We start from the raw sequence: 13,012 nt of genomic DNA on the forward strand, positions 1-13,012 counted from the left end.
CTCGTTGCCTCGCTGCGTTGTGGGGGCGCATTATAGAGATCTAACTTCACCCGTCAACGCTTTTTTTGAAGTTTTTTGATAAAAAACTTCCCTCATTATTAATCTGTTCATAAGTTAATCAAACAAGGCTCAGCTTGTATAAAGTTACCCTTTTTATGTAATTAAATTACAGTTTTCGATTTATAAGTGGATAAGTAGATAAGTAGATAAGTAGATAAGTAGATAAGTAGATAAGTAGATAAGTAGATAAGTAGATAAGTAGATAAGTAGATAAGTAGATAAGTAGATAAGTAGATAAGTAGATCTTAGTGATAAAAACAAAAAAGGGCCAATAAGGCCCTTTTTTTAAAACTGAAGTAAATATTACTCAGCTTCTACAGCTTCAACTGCTTCTTCCTCAACTTGAGGACGGTCAACTAACTCAATGTAAGCCATTGGAGCGTTGTCACCTGCACGGAAACCGCATTTTAAGATACGAGTGTAGCCGCCTGGACGCTCTGAAAAACGAGGACCGATTTCAGAGAATAATTTGCCTACAACTTCTTTATCACGAGTGCGAGCAAACGCTAAACGGCGATTTGCAACACTATCATTTTTAGCTAATGTGATCAGTGGCTCGATAACACGGCGTAATTCTTTCGCTTTAGGCAATGTTGTTTTAATCACTTCATGACGAACTAAAGAGCTTGCCATGTTGCGAAACATTGCTTGGCGATGACTGCTGTTTCGATTTAACTGACGTCCACTATTACCATGACGCATAATCTTATCCTTCTACCTCTATTAATGAGGTTAGGTTAATCTTTTTCAGCGATACTGGCCGGTGGCCAGTTCTCTAATCGCATACCTAATGACAAACCGCGTGAAGCAAGTACGTCCTTAATTTCAGTAAGAGATTTCTTACCAAGATTAGGCGTTTTTAATAACTCAACTTCTGTACGCTGTACTAGGTCACCAATATATTGAATCTGTTCTGCTTTCAGACAGTTTGCTGAACGAACAGTCAATTCTAAGTCGTCTACTGGGCGAAGCAGGATAGGATCGAACTCTGGTTTCTCTTCCTTCTGCTCTGGCTCAGATACATCGCGCAGTTCTACGAACGCATCTAATTGTTCAGCTAAAATCGTAGCAGCACGACGGATCGCTTCTTCAGGATCCAAAGTACCGTTTGTTTCCATGTCGATAACTAACTTATCTAAGTCAGTTCTTTGCTCAACACGTGCTGAATCAACACTGTATGCAATACGCTCAACCGGGCTGTATGATGCATCTACTAATAGACGACCAATTGGACGATCATCTTCTTCTGAGGAACGACGCACTGAAGCCGGTACATAACCACGACCGCGCTCTACCTTGATACGCATATTAATCTCAGCATTACCTGTTAGATTACAAATAACGTGCTCTGGGTTTTTGATTTCCACATCGCCGTCGTGTGTAATGTCAGCCGCAGTAACAGGGCCAGCACCTTGCTTGCTTAACGTTAAAGTAGCTTCGTCTTTGCCCTCAAGGACAACGGCTAAGCTTTTAAGGTTAAGTAAAATTTCAATAACGTCTTCTTGAACACCTTCTTTAGAAGAATATTCATGTAGAACACCATCAATTTCTACTTCAGTAACAGCTACGCCTGGCATTGATGATAATAAAATGCGACGTAGTGCATTACCTAACGTGTGTCCAAAGCCGCGTTCCATCGGCTCTAAAGTGACTTTTGCACGATAGGCGCCAATTGACTCGATATCAACAAGTCTTGGCTTAAGGAACTCAGTAACAGAACCCTGCATCGTTTCCTCTCTGTTTAGTTAGCTTACTTAGAGTAAAGCTCAACAATTAACTGTTCATTAATATCTGCAGATAAATCGCTACGCTCAGGAAGACGTTTGAAAACACCTTCTTTCTTTTCTGCATCTACTTCTACCCAAGATGAATTTTCACGTTGCGATGCAACTTCTAATGCAGCTTGGATACGTGCTTGCTTCTTCGCTTTTTCACGAACAGAAACGTTATCTTCAGCACGTACTGTGAATGAAGGGATATTAACTACCTGACCATTTACAGTGATACCTTTGTGAGATACTAACTGACGTGCTTCAGCACGTGTAGCAGCATAACCCATACGATAAACAACGTTATCTAAACGCGTTTCTAACAAAGTAAGAAGGTTTTCACCAGTGTTACCTTGTAAGCGAGCAGCTTCTTTATAGTAGTTACGGAATTGTTTTTCTAAAACACCGTAAATACGACGAACTTTTTGCTTTTCACGTAATTGTAAACCGTAGTCAGATAAACGACCACGACGAGCACCGTGTTGACCAGGTGCTGTTTCGATATTACATTTTGAATCAATCGCGCGAACACCACTCTTCAAGAAGAGGTCTGTTCCTTCACGGCGACTGAGTTTAAGTTTTGGCCCAGTATATTTTGCCATCTTCTTTCTCCGTTATCCGAGGAACAATTATTAAACGCGACGTTTCTTAGGAGGACGACAACCATTATGAGGGATTGGCGTCACGTCAGTAATATTTGTAATTTTGTAGCCAGTTGCATTTAATGCACGGATCGCTGATTCACGACCTGGACCTGGACCTTTTACAAATACTTCAAGGTTCTTTAAGCCGTACTCTTGTGCAGCAACACCAGCACGCTCTGCAGCAACCTGCGCAGCGAACGGAGTTGATTTACGTGAACCACGGAAACCTGAACCACCAGATGTTGCCCAAGAAAGAGCATTACCTTGACGGTCTGTAATCGTTACAATTGTATTATTGAAAGAAGCATGGATATGAGCCATACCGTCTGCAACTTGTCTTTTAGCGCGCTTACGCGTGCTACGAGCTGGAGCTTTTGCCATTATTCAGATCTCCTACTTCTTAATAGGCTTACGAGGACCTTTGCGCGTACGCGCGTTAGTCTTCGTTCTTTGACCACGAACAGGCAAGCTACGACGGTGACGGATGCCACGGAAACAACCTAAATCCATCAAACGCTTAATGTTCATTGATACTTCACGACGTAAGTCACCTTCAACGGTAAACTTACCCACCTCTTCACGAAGCAAATCTAGCTGAGCTTCATCAAGATCTTTGATCTTGGTAGTTTCAGCGATACCAGCAGCGGCACAAATCGCTTGAGAGCGAGTTTTACCGATACCGTAGATCGACGTTAATGCGATCACTGTATGCTTGTTAAGAGGAATGTTAATGCCAGCGATACGGGCCACTATGCCACTCCTATATTTTAAGTTTAAATTCGCCTCAGCGCGAAAAGCCCGAGAGGATACTCGAACCGAGGCAATATAGCAAATAAAAGTCGAAATTATTTTTCAATTCCGACTTTATTTGAATTTCTTCAATTAACCTTGACGTTGCTTGTGCTTAGGATCTGATGAACAGATTACGCGAACAACACCATTTCTTTTGATGACTTTGCAGTTACGGCAAATCTTTTTAACTGATGCACGTACTTTCATAACAAGTCTCCGCTAAGTTTTGGCTAACCTATTTGCCAATGCTTTTTAGGTTAGCTTTTTTAAGGACAGACTCATACTGACTAGACATCAAATGAGTCTGTACTTGAGCCATAAAGTCCATGATGACAACGACAATGATAAGTAGAGATGTACCACCAAAATAGAATTGTACATTCCACGCTACCATCATGAATTCAGGTACTAAACAAATGAACGTTATGTATAACGCCCCCGCTAGTGTTAAGCGAGTCATCACTTTATCAATATAACGTGATGTTTGTTCACCTGGACGGTATCCAGGGATAAAAGCACCTGATTTTTTCAAATTGTCAGCGGTTTCACGCGGGTTGAAAACCAACGCAGTATAGAAGAAGCAGAAGAATATGATCGCTGCTGCATATAGCATCATGTATAACGGTTGACCTGGTGCTAACACCAATGAGATCTCTTGTAATACTTCAGCAACCATACCTTCGCCTTGACCAAACCAACTCGCCAGTGTACCTGGGAATAGAATGATACTTGAAGCGAAGATAGGCGGAATTACACCAGCCATATTCACTTTTAATGGTAAATGCGTACTTTGTGCTGCAAATACTTTTCTACCTTGTTGGCGTTTTGCATAGTTAACGACGATACGTCTTTGGCCACGCTCAACAAACACAACAAAATAAGTAACTGCAGCAACAATCACAGCAATAAGAAGAAGTAAGATTAGGTGAATTTCACCTTGTCTAGCTTGCTCTGCTGTTTGACCGATTGCTGTAGGTAAACCTGCAACAATACCGGCAAAGATTAGCATTGAGATACCATTACCTATACCACGTTCGGTAATTTGCTCACCTAGCCACATAAGGAACATAGTTCCTGTTACTAAGCTCACTACCGCAGTGAAATAGAATCCAAAACCAGGATTAATAACCAAACCAGAAACCATGTTAGGTAAGCTGGTAGCTATACTAATGGACTGGAAGATCGCTAAAACTAAAGTACCATATCGCGTGTATTGGCTGATCTTACGTCGACCTGCCTCACCTTCTTTCTTCAATTCTTGAAGCGTCGGGTGTACATGCGTCATCAGCTGTACGATGATTGAAGCCGAAATATACGGCATGATACCAAGTGCCATTACAGATGCACGTTCTAACGCACCACCACTGAACATGTTAAACATTTCAATGATGGTTCCTTTTTGTTGTTCAAACAATTCAGCTAACACTGCAGAGTCGATACCGGGAATTGGTACATATGAGCCAGCTCTAAAGACTACGATTGCTCCAAATAAGAACAATAAACGCGTCCAAAGTTCTGACTTACCGCCTTGAGTGCTATTGAATTCCAGTCCAGGTTTAGCCATGGTTTAATTATTCCTCGATTTTACCACCAGCAGCTTCAATAGCTGAGCGCGCACCTTTAGTAACACCTAAACCTTTAACAGTTACTGCACGAGTGATTTCACCCGATAAGATAACTTTAACTGCTTTAGTGCTCTTGCGAACTAAGCCAGCTGCTTGCAATGTTGCTAATTCAACAACATCACCAGAAACTTTAGCGATTTCGTTTAATGTTACTTCTTGAGAAACTAATGATTTACGAGAAGTAAAACCAAACTTTGGTAAACGTTGCTGGATAGGCATTTGACCGCCTTCGAAACCTGCACGTACTTTACCGCCAGAGCGAGATTTTTGACCTTTGTGACCGCGGCCGCCAGTTTTACCTAAACCAGAACCGATACCACGACCAACTCGCTTGCCAGCTGGCTTAGAACCAGCTGCAGGGCTAAGAGTGTTTAAACGCATTGCTTAACCCTCCACTTTGACCATGTAGTAAACTTTATTGATCATACCGCGAACAGAAGGAGTATCTTCTAATTCTACAGTGTGACCAATACGACGTAAGCCTAAACCTTTTAAGCACGCTTTGTGCTTAGGTAAACGACCTATCGAACTTTTAACCTGAGTTACTTTTACAGTTGCCATGTCAAATTACCCCAGAATATCTTCAACCGCTAAACCACGCTTCTTCGCAACAGTCTTAGGAGACTTCATGCCAGCTAAGGCATTGATTGTTGCACGAACAACGTTGATAGGGTTTGTTGAGCCGTAACACTTAGATAGTACGTTTTGTACACCTGCAACTTCTAATACTGCACGCATTGCACCACCTGCGATGATACCCGTACCTTCAGAAGCTGGCTGCATGTATACTTGCGAACCTGAGTGACGACCTTTAATTGGGTGTTGTAACGTATTACCGTGAAGGTCTACGTTCACCATGTTACGACGCGCTTTTTCCATTGCTTTTTGGATAGCTGCAGGTACTTCACGGGCTTTACCGTAACCGAAACCTACACGACCGTTACCATCACCTACTACAGTTAATGCAGTGAAGCTGAAGATACGACCACCTTTAACAACTTTAGAAACGCGGTTCACAGCAATCATTTTTTCAAATAATTCGCTGCCTTTTTGCTGTTCTGTATTAGCCATTACCTAACTCCTAGAATTGAAGACCAGCTTCACGAGCTGCGTCTGCTAGAGCTTGTACACGACCGTGGTATTGGAAACCACTACGATCGAAAGCAACATCTTTGATGCCTTTTTCGATTGCGCGTTCAGCAATAGCTTTACCAACGGCTTTAGCTGCTTCTACGTTACCAGTGTAAGAAACACTTTCACGGATATCTTTATCAACAGTTGATGCAGCCGCTAAAACTTCACTACCATTTGGCGCGATTAATTGCGCGTAAATGTGGCGAGGAGTACGGTGAACGACTAAACGGTTTGCACCTAACTCGCTAATTTTTGCACGCGTGCGAGTTGCACGACGTAGACGAGATGCTTTCTTATCCATCGTATTAACCTACTTCTTCTTAGCTTCTTTACGACGTACATGTTCATCAGCGTAACGAACACCTTTACCTTTGTAAGGCTCTGGTGGACGGTAGCCACGTACGTTTGCAGAAAACTGACCAACTAATTGCTTGTCAGCGCCTTTTACAACGATCTCAGTTTGAGAAGGACATTCAACAGTTAAACCTTCAGGTACTTCAACATCTAATGGATGTGAGAAACCTAAAGTTAAGCTTAATGTTTTACCTTTTGCCGCAGCACGGTAACCAACACCAACTAACTGTAATTTCTTCTCGAAACCTTTAGCACAACCAACAACCATGTTGTTAAGTAATGCGCGCGCTGTACCTGCTTGTGCCCAAGCGTTCGCGAAACCTTCACGCGGTTGAGTGCGTAAAACGTTTTCTTCTTGAACAACTTCAACAGCTGCGTTTACAGATAGGCTAAGAGTACCAGCTGAACCTTTTACAGTTACGTCCTGACCGTTGATTGTTACTTCAACGCCTGCAGGTAATTCGACAGGAGCTTTTGCTACACGAGACATTATCTATACTCCTTACGCTACGTAACCGAGGATTTCACCGCCCATACCTGCTTTACGCGCGGCACGGTCAGCCATGATACCTTTAGAAGTAGAAACGATAGCAACACCTAAACCACCCATTACCTTCGGTAACTCATCACATTTTTTATAAATGCGAAGACCAGGACGGCTAACACGTTCGATTGTTTCGATAACTTCTTTACCTTCGAAGTACTTTAAAGTTACTTCTAATTCTTTCTTCACATCACCAGCTACTTTGTAGTCTGTGATGTAACCTTCAGCTTTAAGTAAGTCAGCAATAGCTACTTTAACTTTTGAAGAAGGCATAGTAACAGCGACTTTGCTCGCTGCTTGACCATTACGGATTCGTGTAAACATATCCGCGATAGGATCTTGCATGCTCATAATTCGTTACTCCAGTCTGTAGCCAATTACCAACTAGCCTTACGAAGGCCAGGGATCTCACCACGCATACAGGCTTCACGTACTTTGATACGGCTCATGCCGAACTTACGTAAATAACCATGTGGACGACCTGTCACGTTACAACGGTTACGTTGACGTGAAGGGCTTGAATCACGAGGTAAAGTTTGAAGTTTTAAAACCGCGTCCCACTTTTCTTCATCAGAAGCATTAACTGAACTGATGATAGCTTTAAGTGCTGCGCGTTTTTCCGCGTATTTTGCTACTAACTTTGCACGTTTTACGTCACGTGCTTTCATTGATTGTTTAGCCATAACCCTACACCTATTTCTTGAACGGGAAGTTAAAGGCAGCCAGCAACGCACGACCTTCCTCGTCTGAAGCAGCAGAAGTAGAGATAGTAATATCCATACCACGTACTTTATCAACTTTATCAAAGTCGATTTCAGGGAAGATAATTTGCTCGCGTACACCCATGCTATAGTTACCACGGCCGTCGAACGACTTAGGATTCAAACCGCGGAAGTCACGGATACGAGGGATTGCGATAGAGATTAAACGCTCTAAGAATTCCCACATACGCTCGCCGCGTAGAGTTACTTTACAACCAATTGGATAGCCTTCGCGGATTTTAAAACCAGCTACAGACTTACGAGCAACAGTTACCACTGGCTTTTGACCAGCGATTGCAGCCATATCAGCTACAGCGTGCTCTAATACTTTCTTGTCTGCTAAGGCCTCACCTAAACCCATGTTTAGAGTGATTTTTTCAATCCGAGGGACTTGCATGACACTCTTGTAACCGAACTGCTTAACAAGCTCTGCTACAACGGTCTCTTTATACAAATCATGCAGTTTCGCCATCGTTTTCTCCGATTATTAAATCAATTCATTATTCGATTTGAAGAAACGAACTTTTTTGCCGTCTTCAATTCGAAAACCAACGCGATCTGCTTTACCCGTTGCCGAGTTATAGATCGCCACGTTTGATACGTGAATTGGTGCTTCTTGCTCAACACGGCCACCTTCAACCTGCGCTTGCGGGTTTGGTTTTACGTGCTTAGTTACAATGTTAACACCTTCTACAATCACTTTATCGTTAGTTAAAACACGAGAAACTTTACCAGTTTTACCCTTGTCTTTGCCTGCGATAACAATGATTTCGTCATTACTACGAATTTTAGCTGCCATCTTTCATTACTCCTTAAAGTACTTCAGGTGCTAACGACACGATCTTCATGAACTTTTCGTTACGAAGTTCACGTGTCACAGGACCAAAGATACGAGTACCGATTGGCTGATGGTTTGCGTTTAACAATACAGCAGCATTGTTATCAAAACGAATTAATGAGCCGTCTTGACGACGTACGCCCTTTCTAGTGCGAACAACAACCGCGTTAAGTACATCACCTTTTTTAACTTTACCGCGAGGAATTGCTTCCTTAACAGTAACTTTGATGATGTCGCCCACGTGAGCGTAACGACGATGTGAACCACCTAGGACCTTGATACATTGGACTCGACGAGCGCCGCTGTTATCAGCAACGTCAAGTGCCGTTTGCATTTGGATCATTTCGTGCTCCGATAATACTAAATTACGCCTAAAATTTAGGCCTGGCTACCCTTAGGGGCGCGACATTATAACAGTAAATCGTTCAAATGCCATAGCCGCGTTTGATTTATTTATTTTTTGTGCTTTGGACAAAAAAAAAGCCGTGTTCAAAATGAACACGGCTTTTCATATTTGCTAAGTAAAACAATAAATTATGCTTTACCTACAACGTCTACTAATGTCCAAGATTTCTTTTTAGAAAGTGGACGACATTCAGTGATAGTTACTACATCACCTTCTGCACAAACGTTGTTTTCATCATGCGCGTGGATCTTAGTAGTACGAGTAAGGAACTTGCCGTAAATTGGGTGCTTAACACGACGTGTTACAGCAACAACAATTGACTTGTCCATTTTATTACTAACTACGCGACCTTGTACTGTACGAACTTTATCGCTCATTACGCACCTGCCTTCTCAGTTAAAACGGTTTTAACACGAGCAATGTTACGACGAACTTGCTTTAACAAGTGAGTTTGAGCTAATTGGCCAGTACTCAATTGCATGCGTAAGTTGAATTGCTCACGAAGCAACTCAAGTAGTTGAGCTTTTAACTCTTCTACTGACTTTTCTTTTAATTCGCTAGCTTTCATTACATCACCGTACGAGTTACGAAAGTTGTTTTAAATGGTAATTTAGCAGCTGCTAAAGCAAATGCTTCGCGTGCTAATTCTTCAGGTACACCTTCCATTTCATAAAGGACTTTACCTGGTTGGATTTGAGCAACCCAGTACTCAACACCACCTTTACCTTTACCCATACGTACTTCAAGCGGCTTCTTAGTGATTGGCTTGTCTGGGAATACACGGATCCAGATTTTACCTTGACGCTTAACATGACGAGTCATGGCACGACGAGCGGCTTCGATTTGACGCGCAGTCATACGACCACGTTCAGTTGATTTTAAACCAAAAGTACCGAAGCTAACTTTGTTACCCGATTGAGCTAAACCACGGTTACGTAATTTAAACTGCTTACGGAATTTAGTTCTTTTTGGCTGTAACATTATGAACGCTCTCCTCTAGGTTTGCGCGCTTTACCTTTACGTTGCTTAGGCTCTTCTTGTTGTTGGCCTGGTAATGGTAAACCACCTAAAACTTCACCTTTGAAGATCCAAACTTTAACACCGATAATACCGTATGTTGTTAAAGCTTCAGCAGTTGCGTAATCGATGTCAGCACGTAAAGTGTGTAGAGGTACACGACCTTCACGGTACCACTCAGAACGAGCGATCTCAGCGCCGCCTAAACGACCACTAACTTCAACTTTGATACCTTTAGCACCAATGCGCATTGCATTTTGTACTGCACGCTTCATAGCGCGACGGAACATAACACGACGCTCTAATTGGCTAGCAATGCTTTCAGCAACTAATTGTGCATCTAGCTCAGGCTTACGCACTTCAGAGATGTTGATTTGAGCTGGAACGCCTGCAAGTTGTGCAACTTTCAAACGTAACTTTTCAACGTCTTCACCTTTTTTACCGATAACAACGCCAGGACGAGCAGTGTGAATAGTCACACGAATACTCTTAGCTGGGCGCTCGATAACGATTTGAGATACAGATGCTTTCTTTAACTCTTTAGTTAAGAACTGGCGAACTTTGTTGTCGCTGTTTAAAGTATCTGCAAACTCGTTTGAATTCGCATACCAAGTAGCACGATATGGCTTAGTGATACCTAGGCGAATACCATTAGGATGTACTTTTTGACCCATTATCTTGCTCCTAGTTATCCGCAACAACTACAGTGATGTGGCTGCTACGCTTTAAGATACGATCTGCACGGCCTTTAGCACGTGTCTTGATGCGCTTCATTGTAGGGCCTTCGTCAACGAAAACCTTAGCAACGTATAACTCATCGATATCCGCACCTTCGTTGTGTTCTGCGTTAGCGATTGCAGAGTTTAAAACTTTATTTACTAAGTCCGCGCCTTTTTTCGGGCTGTACTTTAAGATTTCTAAAGCTTTTTCAACGTGAAGACCACGGATTTGGTCAGCAACCAAACGTGCTTTCTGTGGAGAAATACGAGCAAATGTGTGTTTAGCTAAAACTTCCATAACTACTCCTATTTCTTCTTCGCTTTCTTATCAGCGTCATGTCCGCGATAAGTACGAGTTGGTGCAAATTCACCTAACTTGTGACCAACCATTTCGTCAGAAACGAAAACTGGCACATGTTGGCGACCATTATGAACAGCAATAGTCAGTCCGATCATATCTGGAATGATAACTGAACGACGAGACCAAGTTTTAATAGGCTTCTTGGCACCGCTTTCCACCGCTGTTTCAACCTTCTTCAGCAAGTGTAGGTCAATAAAAGGACCTTTCTTGAGAGAACGTGGCATGGTGATTCCCCTAAATGTTATTTATTACGACGACGTACGATGAACTTATCAGTACGCTTGTTCTTACGAGTTTTGTAACCCTTAGTAGGCATACCCCAAGGTGATACAGGGTGACGACCACCTGATGTACGACCTTCACCACCACCGTGCGGGTGGTCAACCGGGTTCATTACAACACCACGTACTGTAGGACGTACGCCGCGCCAGCGTGAAGCACCTGCTTTACCTAACTGGCGTAACATGTGTTCAGCATTACCTACTTCACCAACTGTCGCACGACAATCAGCTAAAACTTTACGCATTTCGCCAGAACGTAGACGAAGAGTTACGTATGCACCGTCGCGAGCAACGATTTGTACATAAGTACCAGCAGAACGCGCGATTTGCGCACCTTTACCTGGACGTAATTCAACAGCGTGTACAGTTGTACCTACTGGGATGTTACGCATTGGTAAAGTGTTACCTGCTTTGATTGGTGCATCTACGCCAGATACGATAGCATCGCCAGCTACAACACCTTTAGGTGCTAAGATGTAACGACGTTCACCGTCTGCGTATAATACTAATGCGATATTTGCACTACGGTTCGGATCGTACTCTAAACGCTCAACTTTTGCCGGAATACCGTCTTTGTTACGTTTGAAGTCGATTACACGGTAATGATGCTTATGACCACCACCAATGTGACGAACTGTGATACGACCTTTGTTGTTACGACCGCCAGATTTAGAGTTTTTCTCTAATAGTGGTGCGTAAGGAGCGCCTTTATGTAAATCCGGGTTTACCACCTTAACTAGGTGACGACGACCCGGAGACGTAGGCTTACATTTAACAACTGCCATTATTCATATCCTCCGGTTACTCAGCGCCTGTGAAGTCTAATTCACTGCCTTCTGCTAAAGTAACGTAAGCTTTTTTCCAATCGCTACGCTTGCCAAAACGAGCGCCAAAACGCTTAGTTTTACCTTTAACATTAACTGTACGAACTGCGTCAACTGAAACTTCGAAAAGTTTTTCAACAGCAGCTTTGATCTCAGCTTTAGTCGCGTCTGTAGTTACCTTGAAAACGATAGTATTGTCGTTCTCAGCAGTTAAAGTCGCTTTTTCTGAGATGTGTGGTGCTAACAATACTTTTAGTAAACGTTCTTCACTAATCATGCTAACGCCTCCTCAAGTTGCTTAACTGCACCTGCAGTGATTAATACTTTATCAAAAGCAATTAAGCTTACAGGGTCGATACCTTGCACATCACGTACGTCAACTTTGTGTAAGTTGCGTGATGCTAAGAATAAGTTCTCTTGAACTTCTTCAGTCACGATTAATACATCGCTTAAATCTAACTCTTTTAACTGAGCAACTAATGCTTTAGTTTTTGGAGTTTCTGCTTCGAAGCCTTCAACAACGATTAAACGCTCTTGACGAACTAATTCAGATAAAATGCTCTGAATAGCACCGCGATACATTTTACGGTTAACTTTTTGGCTGTGATCTTGTGGAGCAGCTGCGAAAGTTACACCACCTGAACGCCATAATGGGCTACGAATTGTACCAGCACGAGCACGGCCAGTACCTTTTTGACGCCATGGTTTCTTACCACCACCGCTCACATCTGAACGGTTTTTCTGAGCACGAGTACCTTGGCGAGCGCCTGCACTGTAAGCAGTAACAACTTGGTGGATTAGAGCTTCGTTGAACTCACGACCGAAAGTTGCTTCAGAAACTTCTACGGTGCCAGATGCGTTTTTTAATGCTAATTCCATCATC

The 13,012-nt window shown here is 42.6% G+C and carries 26 protein-coding genes; all 26 read right to left on the reverse strand.

The genetic code is table 11. From position 1 onward, the window contains the following. Window positions 1-363: 363 nt before the first annotated feature. Window positions 364-762: a 50S ribosomal protein L17 gene (gene rplQ, locus HR060_RS08175; protein ID WP_174199813.1), complete on the reverse strand. Its 399-nt coding sequence runs from the start codon at window positions 760-762 to the stop codon at window positions 364-366. 35 nt (window positions 763-797) lie between these two features. After that, window positions 798-1,787, reverse strand: a complete 990-nt coding sequence (locus HR060_RS08180; protein WP_174199814.1) for a DNA-directed RNA polymerase subunit alpha — start codon at window positions 1,785-1,787, stop codon at window positions 798-800. A 23-nt stretch (window positions 1,788-1,810) separates the two neighbouring features. Further along, window positions 1,811-2,431, reverse strand: coding sequence for a 30S ribosomal protein S4 (gene rpsD / locus HR060_RS08185; RefSeq protein ID WP_174199815.1), 621 nt, complete (start codon window positions 2,429-2,431; stop codon window positions 1,811-1,813). Window positions 2,432-2,461: 30 nt separating this feature from the next. Then, window positions 2,462-2,854, reverse strand: a complete 393-nt coding sequence (rpsK, locus tag HR060_RS08190; RefSeq protein ID WP_174199816.1) for a 30S ribosomal protein S11 — start codon at window positions 2,852-2,854, stop codon at window positions 2,462-2,464. Window positions 2,855-2,866: 12 nt separating this feature from the next. After that, window positions 2,867-3,223, reverse strand: a complete 357-nt coding sequence (rpsM, locus tag HR060_RS08195; protein ID WP_174199817.1) for a 30S ribosomal protein S13 — start codon at window positions 3,221-3,223, stop codon at window positions 2,867-2,869. Between the two features lie 132 nt (window positions 3,224-3,355). Continuing rightward, on the reverse strand, window positions 3,356-3,472 hold the full coding sequence (gene rpmJ, locus HR060_RS08200) for a 50S ribosomal protein L36 (protein WP_012519217.1): 117 nt from the start codon (window positions 3,470-3,472) through the stop codon (window positions 3,356-3,358). A 28-nt stretch (window positions 3,473-3,500) separates the two neighbouring features. Next, window positions 3,501-4,829: a preprotein translocase subunit SecY gene (gene secY, locus HR060_RS08205; RefSeq protein ID WP_174199818.1), complete on the reverse strand. Its 1,329-nt coding sequence runs from the start codon at window positions 4,827-4,829 to the stop codon at window positions 3,501-3,503. Window positions 4,830-4,836: 7 nt separating this feature from the next. Then, window positions 4,837-5,271 carry a 50S ribosomal protein L15 gene (gene rplO, locus HR060_RS08210; RefSeq protein WP_174199819.1) on the reverse strand — a complete coding sequence of 145 codons (435 nt, stop codon included), beginning with the start codon at window positions 5,269-5,271 and terminating at the stop codon, window positions 4,837-4,839. A gap of 3 nt (window positions 5,272-5,274) precedes the next feature. Continuing rightward, a complete protein-coding gene (gene rpmD, locus HR060_RS08215; RefSeq protein ID WP_174199820.1) occupies window positions 5,275-5,451 on the reverse strand; it encodes a 50S ribosomal protein L30 in 177 nt (58 codons plus the stop codon). Between the two features lie 6 nt (window positions 5,452-5,457). Continuing rightward, complete coding sequence (rpsE, locus tag HR060_RS08220; RefSeq protein ID WP_174199821.1) at window positions 5,458-5,961, reverse strand: 30S ribosomal protein S5; 504 nt, start codon at window positions 5,959-5,961, stop codon at window positions 5,458-5,460. Window positions 5,962-5,971: 10 nt separating this feature from the next. Next, a complete protein-coding gene (gene rplR, locus HR060_RS08225; RefSeq protein WP_174199822.1) occupies window positions 5,972-6,325 on the reverse strand; it encodes a 50S ribosomal protein L18 in 354 nt (117 codons plus the stop codon). A 9-nt stretch (window positions 6,326-6,334) separates the two neighbouring features. Next, window positions 6,335-6,868, reverse strand: coding sequence for a 50S ribosomal protein L6 (rplF, locus tag HR060_RS08230; RefSeq protein ID WP_174199823.1), 534 nt, complete (start codon window positions 6,866-6,868; stop codon window positions 6,335-6,337). A gap of 12 nt (window positions 6,869-6,880) precedes the next feature. Next, window positions 6,881-7,273 (reverse strand): 30S ribosomal protein S8, encoded by a 393-nt coding sequence (gene rpsH / locus HR060_RS08235; protein WP_174199824.1) that lies wholly within the window; start codon window positions 7,271-7,273, stop codon window positions 6,881-6,883. 26 nt (window positions 7,274-7,299) lie between these two features. Then, window positions 7,300-7,605 (reverse strand): 30S ribosomal protein S14, encoded by a 306-nt coding sequence (gene rpsN, locus HR060_RS08240; RefSeq protein ID WP_174199825.1) that lies wholly within the window; start codon window positions 7,603-7,605, stop codon window positions 7,300-7,302. Window positions 7,606-7,615: 10 nt separating this feature from the next. Beyond that, window positions 7,616-8,155, reverse strand: coding sequence for a 50S ribosomal protein L5 (rplE, locus tag HR060_RS08245; protein WP_174199826.1), 540 nt, complete (start codon window positions 8,153-8,155; stop codon window positions 7,616-7,618). Window positions 8,156-8,170: 15 nt separating this feature from the next. Beyond that, entirely contained in the window at window positions 8,171-8,482 is a 312-nt protein-coding gene (gene rplX / locus HR060_RS08250; protein ID WP_174199827.1) for a 50S ribosomal protein L24, read from the reverse strand. A gap of 13 nt (window positions 8,483-8,495) precedes the next feature. After that, window positions 8,496-8,864, reverse strand: coding sequence for a 50S ribosomal protein L14 (gene rplN, locus HR060_RS08255; protein WP_174199828.1), 369 nt, complete (start codon window positions 8,862-8,864; stop codon window positions 8,496-8,498). A 191-nt stretch (window positions 8,865-9,055) separates the two neighbouring features. Beyond that, window positions 9,056-9,304, reverse strand: coding sequence for a 30S ribosomal protein S17 (gene rpsQ, locus HR060_RS08260; RefSeq protein WP_174199829.1), 249 nt, complete (start codon window positions 9,302-9,304; stop codon window positions 9,056-9,058). Then, window positions 9,304-9,495 (reverse strand): 50S ribosomal protein L29, encoded by a 192-nt coding sequence (rpmC, locus tag HR060_RS08265; RefSeq protein WP_174199830.1) that lies wholly within the window; start codon window positions 9,493-9,495, stop codon window positions 9,304-9,306. Before rpmC ends, rpsQ begins: the two co-directional genes overlap by 1 nt. Then, window positions 9,495-9,908 carry a 50S ribosomal protein L16 gene (gene rplP, locus HR060_RS08270; RefSeq protein WP_174199831.1) on the reverse strand — a complete coding sequence of 138 codons (414 nt, stop codon included), beginning with the start codon at window positions 9,906-9,908 and terminating at the stop codon, window positions 9,495-9,497. Before rplP ends, rpmC begins: the two co-directional genes overlap by 1 nt. Continuing rightward, entirely contained in the window at window positions 9,908-10,618 is a 711-nt protein-coding gene (rpsC, locus tag HR060_RS08275) for a 30S ribosomal protein S3 (RefSeq protein ID WP_174199832.1), read from the reverse strand. The genes rplP and rpsC overlap by 1 nt, the downstream gene beginning before the upstream one ends. Before the next feature lie 10 nt (window positions 10,619-10,628). After that, on the reverse strand, window positions 10,629-10,961 hold the full coding sequence (gene rplV, locus HR060_RS08280) for a 50S ribosomal protein L22 (protein ID WP_174199833.1): 333 nt from the start codon (window positions 10,959-10,961) through the stop codon (window positions 10,629-10,631). Window positions 10,962-10,969: 8 nt separating this feature from the next. After that, a complete protein-coding gene (gene rpsS, locus HR060_RS08285; protein WP_174199834.1) occupies window positions 10,970-11,248 on the reverse strand; it encodes a 30S ribosomal protein S19 in 279 nt (92 codons plus the stop codon). A gap of 17 nt (window positions 11,249-11,265) precedes the next feature. Next, window positions 11,266-12,090 (reverse strand): 50S ribosomal protein L2, encoded by an 825-nt coding sequence (gene rplB / locus HR060_RS08290; protein ID WP_174199835.1) that lies wholly within the window; start codon window positions 12,088-12,090, stop codon window positions 11,266-11,268. 16 nt (window positions 12,091-12,106) lie between these two features. Then, window positions 12,107-12,406 carry a 50S ribosomal protein L23 gene (gene rplW, locus HR060_RS08295; RefSeq protein ID WP_174199836.1) on the reverse strand — a complete coding sequence of 100 codons (300 nt, stop codon included), beginning with the start codon at window positions 12,404-12,406 and terminating at the stop codon, window positions 12,107-12,109. Continuing rightward, window positions 12,403-13,008, reverse strand: coding sequence for a 50S ribosomal protein L4 (gene rplD, locus HR060_RS08300; protein ID WP_174199926.1), 606 nt, complete (start codon window positions 13,006-13,008; stop codon window positions 12,403-12,405). The genes rplW and rplD overlap by 4 nt, the downstream gene beginning before the upstream one ends. Window positions 13,009-13,012 lie beyond the last annotated feature (4 nt).

It is taken from the genome of Marinifaba aquimaris (genome assembly GCF_013328345.1).
In the GTDB taxonomy this organism is placed as follows: Bacteria; Pseudomonadota; Gammaproteobacteria; order Enterobacterales; family Alteromonadaceae; genus Marinifaba; species Marinifaba aquimaris.